The sequence below is a fragment of the Parapusillimonas sp. JC17 genome, assembly GCF_052180245.1.
Classification (GTDB): domain Bacteria; phylum Pseudomonadota; class Gammaproteobacteria; order Burkholderiales; family Burkholderiaceae_B; genus Parapusillimonas.
In genome coordinates this window covers 278510-292981 of sequence record NZ_CP197474.1, presented here as the reverse complement: position 1 = coordinate 292981, position 14472 = coordinate 278510, and the positions used below count along the sequence as shown (strand labels likewise).

General features: G+C 62.2%; 15 protein-coding genes. 6 read left to right on the top strand and 9 right to left on the bottom strand.

Annotation, left to right across the window (positions count from 1 at the left end):
* Window positions 1–378 precede the first annotated feature (378 nt).
* The 3 genes from ACSBPU_RS01380 to rffG form a co-directional block, all read right to left on the bottom strand.
* A complete protein-coding gene (locus tag ACSBPU_RS01380) occupies window positions 379–702 on the bottom strand; it encodes a type II toxin-antitoxin system PemK/MazF family toxin (RefSeq protein ID WP_180071231.1) in 324 nt (107 codons plus the stop codon).
* Entirely contained in the window at window positions 699–914 is a 216-nt protein-coding gene (locus ACSBPU_RS01375) for an antitoxin MazE family protein (protein WP_442594895.1), read from the bottom strand. The genes ACSBPU_RS01380 and ACSBPU_RS01375 overlap by 4 nt, the downstream gene beginning before the upstream one ends.
* 156 nt (window positions 915–1070) lie before the next feature.
* Entirely contained in the window at window positions 1071–2135 is a 1065-nt protein-coding gene (rffG, locus tag ACSBPU_RS01370; RefSeq protein WP_442594893.1) for a dTDP-glucose 4,6-dehydratase, read from the bottom strand.
* A 211-nt stretch (window positions 2136–2346) separates the two neighbouring features.
* On the opposite strand from rffG, the gene ACSBPU_RS01365 reads away from it, so the two are divergent.
* Window positions 2347–2691, top strand: a complete 345-nt coding sequence (locus tag ACSBPU_RS01365; protein WP_442594891.1) for a type II toxin-antitoxin system RelE/ParE family toxin — start codon at window positions 2347–2349, stop codon at window positions 2689–2691.
* On the top strand, window positions 2666–2953 hold the full coding sequence (locus ACSBPU_RS01360; RefSeq protein ID WP_442594889.1) for a helix-turn-helix domain-containing protein: 288 nt from the start codon (window positions 2666–2668) through the stop codon (window positions 2951–2953). The genes ACSBPU_RS01365 and ACSBPU_RS01360 overlap by 26 nt, the downstream gene beginning before the upstream one ends.
* A gap of 74 nt (window positions 2954–3027) precedes the next feature.
* Here ACSBPU_RS01360 and ACSBPU_RS01355 read toward each other — a convergent pair whose 3' ends face one another.
* Window positions 3028–3426 carry a GtrA family protein gene (locus ACSBPU_RS01355; protein WP_442594887.1) on the bottom strand — a complete coding sequence of 133 codons (399 nt, stop codon included), beginning with the start codon at window positions 3424–3426 and terminating at the stop codon, window positions 3028–3030.
* 97 nt (window positions 3427–3523) lie between these two features.
* Here ACSBPU_RS01355 and ACSBPU_RS01350 point away from each other — a divergent pair, with 97 nt between their 5' ends.
* Entirely contained in the window at window positions 3524–4798 is a 1275-nt protein-coding gene (locus tag ACSBPU_RS01350; protein ID WP_442594885.1) for an O-antigen ligase family protein, read from the top strand.
* A 43-nt stretch (window positions 4799–4841) separates the two neighbouring features.
* On the opposite strand, the gene ACSBPU_RS01345 is transcribed toward ACSBPU_RS01350, so the two are convergent.
* From ACSBPU_RS01345 to ACSBPU_RS01335, 3 genes are read right to left on the bottom strand one after another with little or no spacing between them, the layout of a single operon-like run.
* Complete coding sequence (locus tag ACSBPU_RS01345; RefSeq protein ID WP_442594883.1) at window positions 4842–5699, bottom strand: hypothetical protein; 858 nt, start codon at window positions 5697–5699, stop codon at window positions 4842–4844.
* Entirely contained in the window at window positions 5696–6472 is a 777-nt protein-coding gene (locus ACSBPU_RS01340; RefSeq protein ID WP_442594881.1) for a GntR family transcriptional regulator, read from the bottom strand. Before ACSBPU_RS01340 ends, ACSBPU_RS01345 begins: the two co-directional genes overlap by 4 nt.
* A gap of 25 nt (window positions 6473–6497) precedes the next feature.
* The gene (locus ACSBPU_RS01335; protein ID WP_442594879.1) at window positions 6498–7466 is read right to left on the bottom strand and encodes a Bug family tripartite tricarboxylate transporter substrate binding protein; all 969 of its coding nucleotides are present in this window, start codon (window positions 7464–7466) and stop codon (window positions 6498–6500) included.
* 320 nt (window positions 7467–7786) lie between these two features.
* Here ACSBPU_RS01335 and ACSBPU_RS01330 point away from each other — a divergent pair, with 320 nt between their 5' ends.
* On the top strand, window positions 7787–8389 hold the full coding sequence (locus ACSBPU_RS01330; protein WP_442594877.1) for a transposase: 603 nt from the start codon (window positions 7787–7789) through the stop codon (window positions 8387–8389).
* Window positions 8390–8518: 129 nt separating this feature from the next.
* On the opposite strand, the gene ACSBPU_RS01325 is transcribed toward ACSBPU_RS01330, so the two are convergent.
* Window positions 8519–9406, bottom strand: a complete 888-nt coding sequence (locus tag ACSBPU_RS01325) for a DMT family transporter (RefSeq protein ID WP_442594875.1) — start codon at window positions 9404–9406, stop codon at window positions 8519–8521.
* A 179-nt stretch (window positions 9407–9585) separates the two neighbouring features.
* On the bottom strand, window positions 9586–12243 hold the full coding sequence (gene mdeB / locus ACSBPU_RS01320; RefSeq protein ID WP_442598499.1) for an alpha-ketoglutarate dehydrogenase: 2658 nt from the start codon (window positions 12241–12243) through the stop codon (window positions 9586–9588).
* Window positions 12244–12400: 157 nt separating this feature from the next.
* Between mdeB and ACSBPU_RS01315 the strand changes: the two genes are divergently transcribed.
* Together ACSBPU_RS01315 and ACSBPU_RS01310 are read left to right on the top strand one after the other, a co-directional pair.
* Complete coding sequence (locus tag ACSBPU_RS01315; RefSeq protein ID WP_442594873.1) at window positions 12401–12889, top strand: Lrp/AsnC family transcriptional regulator; 489 nt, start codon at window positions 12401–12403, stop codon at window positions 12887–12889.
* A 57-nt stretch (window positions 12890–12946) separates the two neighbouring features.
* Entirely contained in the window at window positions 12947–14413 is a 1467-nt protein-coding gene (locus ACSBPU_RS01310) for an IS1182 family transposase (protein ID WP_442592329.1), read from the top strand.
* The last annotated feature ends 59 nt before the right edge of the window (window positions 14414–14472 follow it).

Sequence of the window (14472 nt, the reverse complement as noted above, 5' to 3'; positions counted from 1 at the left end):
CATTCCAAATAGTCCATTATTTGGAATAAATATGATAATATTGCGTTTAAATTCTATAAATAGTCCGAATGACGAAATTTACTCTGGGTATGGGTAGGGATATATCCGTGTAAACCCTAGGTCAGAGGCGTCAAGGGGGTCAGACCCCGTATGGGGTCTGACCCCAGAAGCCGGGTTTCAAAAGGCGAACGAATACGCACCCAGCCTGGGCGTAGAGTGGATGTAGGGATAGAAGACGGGATGCGCGGCTTGGCGCCGGCTGTGTCGGGGAGGGGTCAGACCCCGTACGGGGTCTGACCCCAACTTTGTGCGACGGGGTCTGACCCCCGGGCGGTTTGCGGGGTCGGACCCTATAGGGTCCGACCCCAAGGTCAACAATTATGCAATACCGATGACCACGAGCAGAGCCCGCTCCACTTCGCGCATTTTGTCGGCATCCAGCCGCCCGAAAGAGTTTCCGATTTTTGAACGCGGCAAGGTAATGATTTTGTCCACCATGATTTGCGACAGCGCTTGCAAGCCATTGAGCGCATCAGGCTGGACCACGACCCGGAAAGCAACATCCCGGATTTCACTTGTCACGGGGCAGACCATGACACTATCCAGTTCGGCAAGAAGATCCGACTGGATGACCAACGCCGGCCGAGGCTTGCCATAGTGTCCTTGCAAGGACACGACTACGAAGTCGCCGCGATGGCTCATTTCCAGCCTTGAATATCGTTGGCGGCGGCCTCGGCAAACGCCAGTACTTCGAGTTCGGCGGCGTCATTGCGCAAGGCGATGCATTGATTCCTGATGCGGCGAGCGTAATCAGCGTCCCTGGTGTCAGGTACCCATATCTGCAGCGGCCTCAAGCCGCTGGCACGAAGCCGCGATCGATGACGCGCAACTTTGTCTGCTGATGCATCGGCCATGGCGTGCTCTCCCAAACGATAAGGCGTAGGGTTTCATGTTACCTTACATGTGATGCTGCGGCAACGCGGAATGAAAGCTGGGGTCAGACCCCGTACGGGGTCTGACCCCGGGGCGATTTTGTGGGGTCGGACCCTATAGGGTCCGACCCCAACACCTCAGCTACCAGCGCCCAAGCGTTCGCGCTGGTAGCTGCCGTCTTGCACGCGGCGGCTCCATTCCATGTTGTCCAGATACCACTGGACGGTTTTGCGCAGGCCGGTTTCGAAGCTTTCCTGAGGCACCCAGCCGAGTTCGCGCTGGATCTTGCCGGCGTCGATGGCGTAGCGCAGGTCGTGGCCGGGGCGGTCTTTGACGTGGGTGATAAGGTCGGTGTAACGCGCGATGCCCGCGGGCTTGTTGGGGGCGAGCTCTTCCAGCAAGGCACAGATGGCGTGCACGACGTCGATGTTCTTCTTTTCGTTGTGGCCGCCCACGTTGTAGGTTTCCCCTATCTCGCCCTGGTTGACCACGGTGTACAGGGCCCGGGCGTGGTCTTCCACGTAGAGCCAGTCGCGCACCTGGTTGCCCGCGCCGTAGACCGGCAGGGGCTTGCCTTCGAGCGCGTTCAGGATCATCAGCGGGATGAGCTTTTCAGGGAAGTGATACGGCCCGTAGTTGTTCGAGCAGTTGGTGACCAGGGTGGGCAGGCCATAGGTGCGCAGCCAGGCGCGCACGAGGTGGTCGGAGCTGGCTTTGCTGGCGGAATAGGGCGAGCTGGGCGCGTAGGAAGTGGTTTCCGTGAACAGGTCCTCGGGTCCTTCCAGGTCGCCGTAGACTTCGTCGGTGGAAATGTGATGGAAGCGGAAGCGCGCCTTGGCGTCGTCGTCCAGGCCGAGCCAGTATTGACGGGCGGCCTCCAGCAGGATGTAGGTGCCGACGATATTGGTTTCAATGAAGGCGGCGGGGCCGTCGATCGAGCGGTCGACATGGGATTCCGCCGCCAGGTGCATCACCGCCTGGGGCTGATGCTGCTGGAATACGCGATCGAGCTCGGCGCGATTGCAGATGTCCACGTGCTCGAAAGCGTAGCGGTCGCTGTCCGCGATCTCGGCCAGGGATTCGAGATTGCCGGCGTAGGTCAGTTTGTCGACGTTGACGACCGAGTCGTCCGTGTCGCGGATGATGTGACGAACCAGGGCCGAACCGATGAAGCCGGCGCCGCCGGTAACGAGGATTTTCATGGACGCGCTCCGAATTGATTTGCTTTGGGACGGATTATAAACGGAGGGGTCGCGGGGTCGGACCCCGTACGGGGTCCGACCCCAGTGGGGGAAGGGTCGATTGACGGGAAGTGTGCACTGTCTGGCTTTGTTATACCCGCCTCGGAAGCTGAAGAGTGACTTTTACCGCATACTCCTTGGCCAAAGATAACAAATTTGTTATTATCGCTGCGTGACCTATTCCATCCATTACTACAGTGATGATGTACAGGCAGACCTATTTGGGTTGCCCACCACGTTGCGGGCACGATATCTCGCACTGTCAACGCGGATGGAGCAATACGGCCCGAACCTGGGCAAGCCACACACCGAAGCCTTTGGCGATGGCTTATTCGAGTTGCGCCTGAAGGGTGCAGAAGGGATTGCCCGTGTGTTTTTCTGCACCGTGGTTGATCGGCGCATCGTCATGTTGCACAGCTTTGTGAAGAAGACAGATAAGACGCCACTCAAAGAGCGACGGTTGGCGGAACGCCGTCTGAAGGAGATCAAAGATGAAAACGCACAAACAACTCGTTGAAGAGATGCTCAAGGACCCCGCTGTTCGGGCGGAGTACGAGCGTATTGAGCGCGAAGAGATGCCTATGCTCGACGCGATCTTGAGCGCGCGAGCCGAAGCTGGACTAACACAGGCTCAAGTGGCTGAACGCATGGGTACTCATGCGCCTGCCGTAGCGCGTCTGGAGAATGCCCTGGTAACGGGTAAGCACTCCCCTTCCGTTGCCACCTTGCAAAAATACGCTGCAGCCTTGGGCAAGCGCCTCGAAGTCCGGTTTGTCTGACGGGTTTGCGGGTATGTCGGCGCGGCTGGCTACCGGTGTTCAGATTTCCTACACAGCACGCGACCCGAGCTGAACTAGCCCACTCTCTTGCTGAACAGCAAAAATCGCGCAGTCAGAAAGTTGACGACCATGCCCGCCAAGCTACCCGCCGCAACCCCCAGGATCAAATACTGACGCACTAGAGGCAGCCATAGCACCAACGCGCTGTAGACGCCATAGTTGACCAGCCCGCCCGCCAGCATCAAGATCATATAGGACAGGAATTCCTTCTTGCGCGACAGCGACGACGCGCGGCCGCGGAAAGCCAGGTTGCGGTTGATGAGCCAGGTCGCCAGCACGGCCGCCAGGAACGACAGGATGCGGGCGTAGAACGGCCCCATGAAGCCCTGCAGCGCATACAGCACGGCGGTATCCACCATGAACCCTATGGTGCCCGCCACGCCGAAGAGTATCGTTTCGCGTAGAAGCTTCACTACGGTTTGCAACACACAGTGTTTTTCATAGGCGGTATTTTAGCGGCGCCACCGCTACAATGGCGCCGTGCCGCAGCCATAACTATTATTATCGACCATGCAAAACCGACGCTTGCCGCAATTGACGGCGGTTTCCATTGAAACGCTGGGCGTGTTCCTGTTCTTTGCCCTTACCTTTGCCCTGCCCTCGGGCTATTCCTATGGCGCAACGGTGCTGCTGCTGGGCGGACTGGTGTATGTCGCAAAACGCCCGGCCATGTCGCTGTCCGCCGAAGACAAGGCCATCGCCGGTGTGCTGACGGGCTACTTCCTGGTTTCGCTGTTGAGCATCCTGTACTTGCAGAACAACACCAAGTCGCTGGATCAATCGCTGCGCTGCCTGCTCGCGGTCCCCATATTGCTGTGGATGCTGCATGTCCGTTTCCATCTGGCCGCGCTATGGGCGGCGACCGTGCTGGGCATCGCCAGCTCTGTCGGAATCGCCGTCTGGCAGCTTTACGGCCTGGGCTACGACCGTGCCGAAGGGTATTTGAACATCATTCATTTTGGCAATATCGCGCTGATATTCGGCGTATTCTGCCTGGGCGGCCTGTTCTGGGCCGGCACGCAGGGGCGCAAGGCCTGGTGGTGGCGCGCCGCGTTCGTGCTGGGCATCGCCTGTAGCCTCTATAGCGTCATCGCGTCCGGCAGCCGCGGCAGTTGGGTGGCCATGCCCGCGATCGCGCTGCTGTTCTGCGTGGCATTCATCGACCGGCGCAACGCGGCGCGAGCCGCCGTTGCCGGCGCCGTCGTGGCCATTGTGGTGGCGGGCCTGTTCATGATGCCCGACAGCCGGCTGAAGGCGCGCTACGACGCGGCGGTGTCGGACATCGCGCTGTTCTTGAAAAAGGACGAAGCCGATACCTCCATCGGGGCGCGTTTCGTGATGTGGGACGGCGCCATCGAGAACATTGCGAAGAAGCCCTGGCTGGGCTGGAACGAACAGGAATATGCCGCCGAATTGCAACGCATGGTAAAGGCCGGCGTACTGGACGATGTGGCGCTGAAGTTCAGCGACAACCTGCATAACAACTATCTGCAGGCCTGGGCGTTCCAAGGGGTGCCGGGGCTGCTGGCCCTGCTGGCTTTATACGCGGTGCCGCTGGCGGGCTTTTGCCGGCGACTGCGCCATGCCGATATCACCGTGCGGACGCTGGCCTTCTGCGGGTCCTCTCTCGTGGCCGGCTATGTCTTCTTCGGCCTGACGCAGGTGATACTGCGGCGGAACAACGGGATCATGTTCCTGGTGCTGTCCCTGGTCATTCTTTGGGCGGCGATGCGGTATGCGGAGGCGAAGGGGGTCGGACCCCGTACGGGGTCTGACCCCTGCTAAAGAGGGTTAAGGGGCCTGACCCCCGGCTAAAGAGGATGAGGGGTCAGACCCATTGGGTCTGACCCCTTGACCCGATCAAGCCATCCACGAATTCCTTCAACGGCATCCCTATCCTGGCTCCGTACGAGACGGCGAGCGGGTTGGCGCAGCTGATGATGCCGTCTTCATAGGTGGAGCTTGCGTCGCCGATGCGGGCGCTTTCCGCGGACACGGTGACGCCCGCGACGCCTTGGCGCTCCAGCGCGGGCAGGCGGGAGGTGCCGGCGCCGTCCGCGCCGATGCCGGCGTCGTTGTAGGCGGCCGCGAAGACGGCGTGGCCGCCTATGGCGGTGACGGGATCGTCGCCCTGCAATCCGCCGTGCGAGCCGGTAATGACGATGGCGCCGGCGTCCTGCGCTTCGACCAGCGACACCGAATCGATCAGGACCAGCTTGCGCAATGCGCCTTCAAAATCATGAACCGTACGCGCTTCAGCGGGAAGCGCAGGAGGCGCTGCGGGCGTGTTGACACCGGCAACCATGAGCCGCGCCGCGTCCATGGCGCTCATGCCGGGCCGGACACCGGCTTCGTGTGCCCCACGGTTGACGGCGGTGACCCGGCCGCGCCAGGCGGTGTCCTTGCCATCGCCTATTCTGGCGGACAGGTGCGAGATCACGGCGCCCGCGATGCGGCAGTCATCCAGCAGGGCCAGGCCCGAGATGCCCGCCTGGTCGCGTCCGACTCCGGCGTCGTTCAGCACCACGCCTTTCACGCCGGCCAGTGCCGCCAGATAGGCGGCATAGCGGCCTCCATGTGAGGCCGCGATCACGACGGCGCCCCAGACAGGCCCCAGGGAAGGATGCGCGCCTTTCGGCAGCAAGGTGGTGACGCTGTCGTAGATATGTATGCCTGGAACGTTCATGACGATTTCCCCGTTTCATCCATCACCCAGGTATCCCGGCCCTTGGCGCGCCGGTTCGACAAGGCCATGCGGTATTCGAATCGGGCGGGGTTGTATGCCGCGATCAGGTATTCCAGCGGCGAGCCATCGGCATCGCGCACGACGCGCTTGATGCAAAGCAGCGGCGAGCCCACGCCGACATCCAGCGCCTCGGCGTGATGAACGTCGGCCAGTATGGCGGTGATGCTCTGGTCGGCCGAGGTCGGCTTCAGGCCCAGACGGCGGAAGATGCGCTGCAGCGCGTCTCCCCGCAAGTCTTCTTCGGTGTAGCGTCGCCCCACCGGCTCGGGCACGTAGGTCAGCAAGTAAGAGAAAGGCTGGTCGTGGTAGTAGCGCACGCGCAGCGCCTTCTGCACCTTGGCGTGGGCGGGCAGCTCCAGCCGGGTGCGGACCTCAGGGGTGGCGGCTTCATAGCGGAAGGACAGCAGCCGGGCCTGGGTGTTGGCGCCCATGTCCGACAAATGGACCATGAGCTTGTTGATGTCGGCCGGCAGCGGCGTGGAAGGCGTGCTGGGCAGGCACGGAAATGTGCCCGCCCCCTGGCGGCGCTCGACCAGGCCCTCCTCTTGCAGCAAGTCCAGGGACCGCCGGATGGTCAGCCGCGACACGCCATACTGCGCGGCGAGCGCGTTCTCGCCGGGAAGCGCCCGGCCGGCTTCGAATTGCAGGCCTTCGATGGCCTGCTTCAGCAACCGGTAGATCCGATAGTAGCGGGGCGTGGGATTGGCAATCATTGCCGCGTTCGCCGTGGGGCTGATGTCAGTCGACGGAGGCTCCCGTGAACTTCACGACGTCGGCGTAGTGGGCGATGTCCTTCTTGATGAACTCCGCGAACTCCGTGGGCGTGTTGGTGACCACCTGGCCGCCGCCGTGCGTCATCAGGCTGATGAAGGACGGACGCTGTGCGCCTTCGACCGCGGCCATGTTCAGCTCGGCAAGGCGCTCAGGACTCATGCCTGCGGGCCCGAACATGCCGAACCACGCCTGGGAGGTGAATCCGGGCACGGTGTCGGACACGGGAGGAAGACCGGGAAACTGCTTCAGCGGCTTGTCGCTGGTCACCGCCAGGAACTTGATGCGGCCCGAATCGAGCAGCGGCAGCACGTTTTCGACGCTGGCGAACATGAGATCCACCTGGCCGCCCACGAGATCCTGGATGGCGGGCGAGGTGCCCTTGTAAGGCACATTCAGGCCTTCGATGCCCGTGACCATCTGGAAGTTGGCGGTGGCCATGTGCAGCGACGAACCGATTCCGCCCAGCGCGAAGCTGAGCTCCTTGGGCTTGCTTTTGCCCAGCTTGATGAGCTCTTCGACGTTGTTGGCGGGGAAATCCTTGCGAGCCACGAGCACGCTGGGCACTTGCGCGAGAATGCTGATGGGCGAGAAATCCTTCTGCGGGTCGAAGGGCAGCTTTTTGTACAGGCTGGCGTTCACCGTGAAGCTGGTGAAACTCACCAGCAGGGTATTGCCGTCCTTGGCCGAACGGGCGACCTGGTCGGCCGCGATGTTGCCGCCGGCGCCGGGCTTGTTCTCGACAATGACGGTGGTGCCCAGGATGTCGGACATTTCCTGCGCGATCCCGCGCGCCACGCGGTCGGTCGTCCCGCCGGGCGATGCGCCGACGATGAGGGTGATGGGCTTGGATGCCTGGGCATGAACCGCCGCGAGCGGCAGCATCAGGCTGAAAAGGCCGGCAAAAAGGCGGCGGCCGAGTGCGTTCTTGTGCACGATGAGTCTCCTGAAAGGATGTTGGCTTATTTGGCGGGCGGATTGGTATAAGTCATATAGTTGTATTGTCAACAATACAACTTGGGAACGCAACCGTCAAGGGTGTTGTTGGGGTCAGACCCCGTACGCTCGATTGGAAGGGGTCAGACCCCGTACGGGGTCTGACCCCACAAGCAGGCTGGGCCCGGGTCGCGGGGTCGGACCCCGCATGGGGTCCGACCCCATCCACCGTACAACCCGCCACAGACATTTCCCGCCCCAGCGCACAACAACGCGAACACTCCCTACTACACTGGCCGTCACTCGTAAATGGAGGGATCATGCCCAGACGTCCTCGCGTGGTATTGCCCGGCGTGCCGCTGCATGTCGTTCATCGGGGAAACAATCGAAATCCCTGTTTTTTCTCGGATCGCGATTACTTCGTATATTTGAAGTGGCTGCGGGAATATGCCGTCCAGACGGAATGCTCGGTGCATGCCTACGTACTGATGACCAATCATGTGCACCTGCTGCTGTCCGGCGCCAGCAGTGAAGGGCCGGGCGCATTGATGAAGGCGGTCGGGCAGCGCTATGTGCAGTATGTCAACCGAAACTACGAGCGCAGCGGCACGCTATGGGAAGGCCGCTTCCGCTCATGCGTGGCGCAAGATGAGCGTTACCTGCTTGTATGCCAACGCTACATAGAACTGAACCCCGTGCGCGCCGGCATGGTCTCGCATCCGCGCAACTATAAATGGTCCAGCTATCGCATCAACGCGGAAGGCCATCCATCCGACTGGATCCGCCCCCACTATATGTATGCCGGTCTGGGCGGCACCGACGCATCACGGCAGGCGGCCTATCGCAGCCTGTTTCAGACGGACCTCGACACGAAGACGGTGAATGCCATACGCAATGCCACGAACAAGAACCTGGTGTTGTAGGGGTCAGACCCCATGCGGGGTCTGACCCCGTCAAGCTGCGGATCGAAAGGGGGTCAGACCCCAGCTCAAGCTGCGAGGGGGCCATAGGGGGTCAGACCCCGCAGGGGTCTGACCCCAGGAGAACACACATCAACGGCGCGCGCCCAGGTACGTGCCCAGCAAAATCGCCACGAGCCCGACGGCATGCCATGCTGAAAACGGCTCGCCCAGGAGCAGTATGGCAAACAGTACGCCAAACACTGGAATCCAGTACTGGTACATCGAGCTGCGCGCGGCGCCAAGTTCGATCAGTGCCCTGTTCCAGACCATATTGCCGATGGCGGTGGCCAGAACGCCCGAGAACAGGAGCAGCATGATGGGCCACCAGCCCGGGAAGGCCATGCCGACAAGCTGATTGGCTGTTTCGCTGAAGGCGACGTGTACGAACAGAATGACTGTGCCAAGGGTGTAGACGATGCTGCTGATGACCAGCGAGCCGAACTGCTTTGCCATCGACTGGATCAGCACCCCGCCCGACACGAAGCTGAGCAAGGCCGAAAAAACCTGCAGGTCGCCCCAGCCGGCGCCCGCAACCGCGGCGCCGCTGCGATTGAGCACCACCGCGGCCACGCCGCCGAATCCGATGACGATGCCTATGAGCCGGCGTCGGGTCAGGGCTTCACGGAACATGGCCGCCACCAGCAAGGACGCCATGAGCGGACTGAGGGCTGTGATCAGGGCGGCATTGGTGGCGCTGGCGGTGCGCATCCCGGCCGTGAACAGCACTTGGTTGCCATACACCATGAGCAGCGAACAGACGAAAAAGCGCAGCCATTGCGGGGGCGTGATGCTGCGCAGCGCGAGAGGCTGCCTGGCGAGCAAGACCGTGAGGTTGATGACCGCCACCGCAAGCAGCATGCGAAGGCAGGCCACCAGAAGAGGGTCCATTTGAGACGTCAGTACTTTGACCGCGGATATATTCACGCCCCAGATGGCCATCACGCCGATGAGGAGCACCTGCATACTGACGGGATTCATTCTTCTTCGTAGGTCTGTCCGGATGCTTGAAGCATATCAGTTACTGGACAGTTTTGGGCGGTTGAGGGGTCAGACCCAAAGGGTCTGACCCCGAGTTCTACGGGAAGGGGTCAGACCCGGCGGGTCTGACCCCATGTGCTGCTGAAAAAAGGGTCTGACCCCATGTGCCTGTGCCGGGGTCAGACCCCGTACGGGGTCTGACCCCTCTTCAAAGCCTTCAACGCCGCATCGACTATTCCTTGCGCATCCACGCCGAAGTAGCGGCGGAGTTCGGCGCGGGTGTCGCTGCGGCCGAAGTCGTCGGTGCCCAGGCAGCGATAGCGGCGTCCGTCGGGCAGGTAGGCCCTGACCGACTCCGGCACCAGGCGGACGTAGTCCGTGGCCGCGACGATGGGGCCGGCGGTCTGGTCCAGGATACGCTGGAGATGCGGCGTCTGGCCGGTGTCTTCGCAGCGGGCGCCGTCGCGCGCGAGTTCGCTCCAGCTGGTGACGCTGACGACGTCGCTGGCGATGCCCTGCTTGGCGAGCTCCTGCGCCGCCTGGACGACTTCCGTGAGGATGGCGCCCGAGCCCATGAGGGTGACGCGTGGCACGGACTCCGCCGCCCCGCCCTCGGCGGCATAGGCGCCGTAGTGATACGCGCCCTGGACGATGTCGGCCTCGACACCCGCCGGCAGGTCGGGCTGGGCGTAGTTCTCGTTCATGACCGTGATGTAGTAGAACTCGTCGCGCTGCTCGACCATCATGCGCTGCATGCCATGGGCGACGATGACGGCCAGCTCGCCGGCGAACGCCGGGTCGTAGGACTTGCAGTTGGGCACGGTGGCGGCCCACAGATGGCTGGCGCCGTCCTGGTGCTGCAGGCCTTCGCCGGCCAGCGTCGTGCGGCCCGAGGTGGCGCCGATCAGGAAGCCGCGCGGACGCTGGTCGGCCGCCGCCCAGATCAGGTCGCCCACGCGCTGGAAACCGAACATGGAGTAATAGATATAGAAAGGCAGCGTGGCCAGCCCATGCACGCTGTAGCTGGTGGCGGCGGCGACCCAGCTGGAAATCGCGCCGGCTTCGCTGATGCCTTCCTCCAGAATCTGGCCGTCGATCGCCTCGCGGTAGCTGAGTATGGATCCGATGTCCTCGGGCTCGTATTTTTGCCCGACGCAGGAATAGATGCCCACCTGCTTGAAGAGGTTGGCCATGCCGAAGGTGCGTGCCTCGTCGGCGACGATGGGCACGATGCGCGGCCCCAGTTCCTTGTCGCGCAGCAAGGTGCCCAGCATGCGGACGAAGGCCATGGTGGTGGACATTTCGCGGCCCCCGCCCTGCAAGGCGAAGCGGGCGTAGGACTCGGTGGGCGGTACGGGCACGGGGTCGCAGTCTGTGTGGCGCGCGGGCAGGTGGCCGCCCAGCGACTGGCGCCGCGCCTGCAGGTATTGCAGCTCGGCGCTGCCTTCCTCGGGCTTGTAGAAATCCAGGCGCCGGGCCTGTTCGTCGGTCAGCGGCAGGCCGAAGCGGTCGCGGAACTGCAAGAGGTCGGTGTCCTCGAATTTCTTCTGGGAATGCGTGGTCATGCGGCCCTGGCCGGCGCTGCCCATGCCGTAGCCCTTCTTGGTGTGCGCCAGGATGACGGTGGGCTTGCCGGTGGTGGCCATGGCCGCCGCGTAAGCCGCGTGGATCTTGACCAGGTCGTGTCCGCCTCGGCGCAGGCTGTCGATTTCCTCGTCGCTCAAGCCTTCGACCAGCCGGGCAAGCTCTTCGTTCTGACCGAAGAAATGATCCCGGTTGTAGCGGCCGTCATTGGCGGCGAAGGTCTGCATCTGGCCGTCGACCGTATTGGACAAGGCCCGTGCCAGCGCCCCCGTGCGGTCCTGGGCGAACAGGCCGTCCCAATCGCTGCCCCACAAGACCTTGATGACGTTCCAGCCGGCGCCCAGGAAAAGCTTTTCCAGTTCGTCGACCACACGGAAGTTGCCGCGCACGGGGCCGTCCAGCCGCTGCAGATTGCAGTTCACCACCCAGACCAGGTTGTCCAGCCGTTCGCGGGCGGCGAGCGTCAGCGCGCTCATGGATTCGGGCTCGTCCATTTCGCCATCCCCGAACACGCCCCACACCTTGCGGCCGCCGCAATCCAGCAGGCCCCGATGAGTCAGGTAGTGCATGAAGCGCGCCTGGTAGATGGAACTGATGGGACCGATGCCCATGGAGCCCGTGGGAAACTGCCAGAAATCGGGCATGAGGTAGGGATGCGGGTAGCTGCACAGTCCTCGCGCGCCTTCCCGAGGGCCGCGGATTTCCTGCCGGTAATGGGCCAGGTCGTGTTCGGTCAGCCGCCCTTCCAGGTAGGCGCGCGCGTAGACGCCCGGCGCGCTGTGCGGCTGCAGGAACACCAGGTCGCCGGCGTGTCCGCCCGGCCGCCTGTCGCGCGCGCGAAAGAAGTGATTGAAGCCGACCTCGAACAGGTCGGCGGCGCTGGCATAGCTGGCAATGTGCCCACCCAGTTCGCCATAGGCGGCGTTTGCGCGCACCACCATCGCCAAGGCATTCCAGCGGATGATGGCGCCCAGCCGCTGCTCCATGGCCAGATCACCGGGAAAAACCGGCTGCCGGTCGGCGGGAATGGTATTGACGTAAGGCGTGCCCAGCGGAGGCCGCCAACCCAGCTTGCCGCTGACGGCCAGGCGGCTGAGCTCGTCCATCATGAAGGCGGCTCGCTGCGGGCCATGCGTTTCGATGAGCGACCGGAAGGACTCATGCCATTCGGCGGTTTCCTCGGGGTCGATATCGTGGGCGGTGCCATGGCCGGCGTCCCGGCGCTGCGCGTCGGCAAAGGCGGGATCCTGCATCCAGGCTTGCATGGGAATGGGCGAATTCATGACGGTGATCCGAAGTAATGTTCCACTTCGTATTCTGCCCCTGTCACCGCGGAATTTGCTGTTGAAGAAAGTGGTGGACCTTGCCGCCTACAGCATAAAATGCTTCAAATAGACTAATATCAAGCATATGAAGCTGGACACCACCGACTTACGTATATTGGATGAACTACAGCGCGACGGCTCGCTCAGCAATGTCGAACTCGCGCGCCGGGTGCACCTGTCGCCCTCCCCTTGCCTCGCGCGCGTCAAAGCGCTGGAATCGGCGGGCATCATCGTGCGCTACGTAGCGCTGGCCAACGCCGCCGCCCTCGGCCTGGGGCTCAATGTGTTCATCTCGATCAGCCTGAAGTCGCAGGACAAGGCCGCCCTGAACAACTTCGAACAGCGCATCGCCGAGCACGACGAAGTCATGGAATGCTATTTGATGACCGGCGACTCCGACTACCTGATCCGCGTGGCCGTAAAAGACATCGCCGCGCTGGAACGGTTCATTGTCGAGCAACTGACGCCCATACCGGGCATAGACAAGATACGCTCCAGTTTCGCGCTGAAGCAGGTGTCGTACAAGACCGCGCTGCCGCTGGGGTCGTGGGGTCAGACCCCGTACGGGGTCTGACCCCCAGAATGCTGACAAACCCTCGCGCAACGCGTCGAGCTTGTTCATAATGTGGGGATGCTAAGAGATCCCCCCGCTTATCAGCACGAACTTGAGATGGTGACGCTGGAATCTTTGGTTCCCGCCGATCACTTGGTGCGCAAGATCGACGCTGCCATAGATCTGAGCTTTATTCGCGCCAAGGTGGCGCACCTCTATTGCGCCGACAACGGCCGCCCGGCCATTGATCCGGTGCTGCTGTTCAAGTTGCTATTACTGGGCTACTTGTTTGGCATTCGAAGCGAGCGCCAGTTGGTCCGTGACGTTCAAGTCAATGTGGCTTACCGCTGGTTCCTCGGGCTGCGCTTGACCGATAAGGTGCCCGACGCCTCCACGATCAGCCAGAACCGGCGCCGCCGTTTTGCAGACAGCCAGATTTACCAAGAGATTTTTGATGAGATAGTGCTGCAGGCGATCAGGCGCGGCATGGTCCAGGGCAAGGTACTGTATACGGACAGCACGCATTTGAAGGCCAGTGCCAACAAGAACAAGGCCGAGCAGGGCCAGGTGGCTGTGCCCGCGCAGGCCTACCTGCAGGAGCTGGATGCGGCCGTAGATGCCGACCGCCTAGCGCACGGCAAGCCGGCCTTAAAGCGCACGGACAAGGACGATGAGCCCCCGCCCACGCGCCCGGCCAAGGTCAGCCGCACCGACCCGGACAGCGGCTACATGGCGCGCGAGGGTAAGCCCAAAGGGTTCTTTTATCTGGATCACCGCACGGTCGATGCCAAGCATGCCATCATCACCGACACACACGTCACGCCGGGCAACGTCAATGACAGCGTGCCGTACCTGGCGCGGCTGGATCGTCAGCGCGAGCGCTTTAATTTGAACCCTTATGCGGTCGGCCTGGATGCGGGCTACTTCACCGCCGCGGTGTGCAAGGGCCTTGAGGATCGCCTGATTGCCGGCGTCATGGGGTACCGTCGTTCCGCCCAGAGAGCGGGTTATTTTAAGAAACACGAATATCAATACGATGCGCAAACGGACACTTATGTCTGCCCGAACAATCAAACACTGACCTATAGCACGACTAACCGAGAGGGTTACCGCGAATACCGCTCCGATCGCACCCAGTGCGCCAGTTGCCCGGTTCGAGCCCGATGCACACAAAGCGCGACGGGGGTCAAAGTGGTGATGCGCCACCTCTGGGAGGAGGCCAAAGAGCGGGTCAAGGCCCGGCGGCTGACGCCAGCTGGTAAGCGCATCTATGCCAGGCGCCAGGAGACGGTCGAGCGCAGCTTTGCCGATGCCAAGCAACTGCATGGCCATCGCTACGCGCGCCTGCGTGGTCTACAGAAAGTGATGGAGCAGTGTCTGTTGGCCGCTGCGGCCCAGAATATGAAGAAGATCGCGCTGCTGCTGGCGCGGCTTTTAGCGCCTCTTGAGGCCTTGATAGGGCCAAGTCTGGCCTTGCTCGCGGCTCAAGCCGTCGTTATGTACGTGTGGCCCGCAAACTCTTCAAATCGGCTGAGATTGGCCTGAACCACGAGCCGATAAACCCCTTAACTAAAAAACAGGGGGTTTATCAGCGCTCTGTGGGG

Excerpts from the sequence above, each read along its gene's own strand:
- ACSBPU_RS01380 (WP_180071231.1), bottom strand. The coding sequence starts at position 702 with ATGAGCCATCGCGGCGACTTCGTAGTCGTGTCCTTGCAAGGACACTAT.
- ACSBPU_RS01375 (WP_442594895.1), bottom strand. The coding sequence starts at position 914 with ATGGCCGATGCATCAGCAGACAAAGTTGCGCGTCATCGATCGCGGCTT.
- rffG (WP_442594893.1), bottom strand. The coding sequence starts at position 2,135 with ATGAAAATCCTCGTTACCGGCGGCGCCGGCTTCATCGGTTCGGCCCTG.
- ACSBPU_RS01360 (WP_442594889.1), top strand. The coding sequence starts at position 2,666 with ATGAAAACGCACAAACAACTCGTTGAAGAGATGCTCAAGGACCCCGCT.
- ACSBPU_RS01350 (WP_442594885.1), top strand. The coding sequence starts at position 3,524 with ATGCAAAACCGACGCTTGCCGCAATTGACGGCGGTTTCCATTGAAACG.
- ACSBPU_RS01345 (WP_442594883.1), bottom strand. The coding sequence starts at position 5,699 with ATGAACGTTCCAGGCATACATATCTACGACAGCGTCACCACCTTGCTG.
- ACSBPU_RS01340 (WP_442594881.1), bottom strand. The coding sequence starts at position 6,472 with ATGATTGCCAATCCCACGCCCCGCTACTATCGGATCTACCGGTTGCTG.
- ACSBPU_RS01330 (WP_442594877.1), top strand. The coding sequence starts at position 7,787 with ATGCCCAGACGTCCTCGCGTGGTATTGCCCGGCGTGCCGCTGCATGTC.
- ACSBPU_RS01325 (WP_442594875.1), bottom strand. The coding sequence starts at position 9,406 with ATGAATCCCGTCAGTATGCAGGTGCTCCTCATCGGCGTGATGGCCATC.
- mdeB (WP_442598499.1), bottom strand. The coding sequence starts at position 12,243 with ATGCAGGATCCCGCCTTTGCCGACGCGCAGCGCCGGGACGCCGGCCAT.
- ACSBPU_RS01315 (WP_442594873.1), top strand. The coding sequence starts at position 12,401 with ATGAAGCTGGACACCACCGACTTACGTATATTGGATGAACTACAGCGC.
- ACSBPU_RS01310 (WP_442592329.1), top strand. The coding sequence starts at position 12,947 with ATGCTAAGAGATCCCCCCGCTTATCAGCACGAACTTGAGATGGTGACG.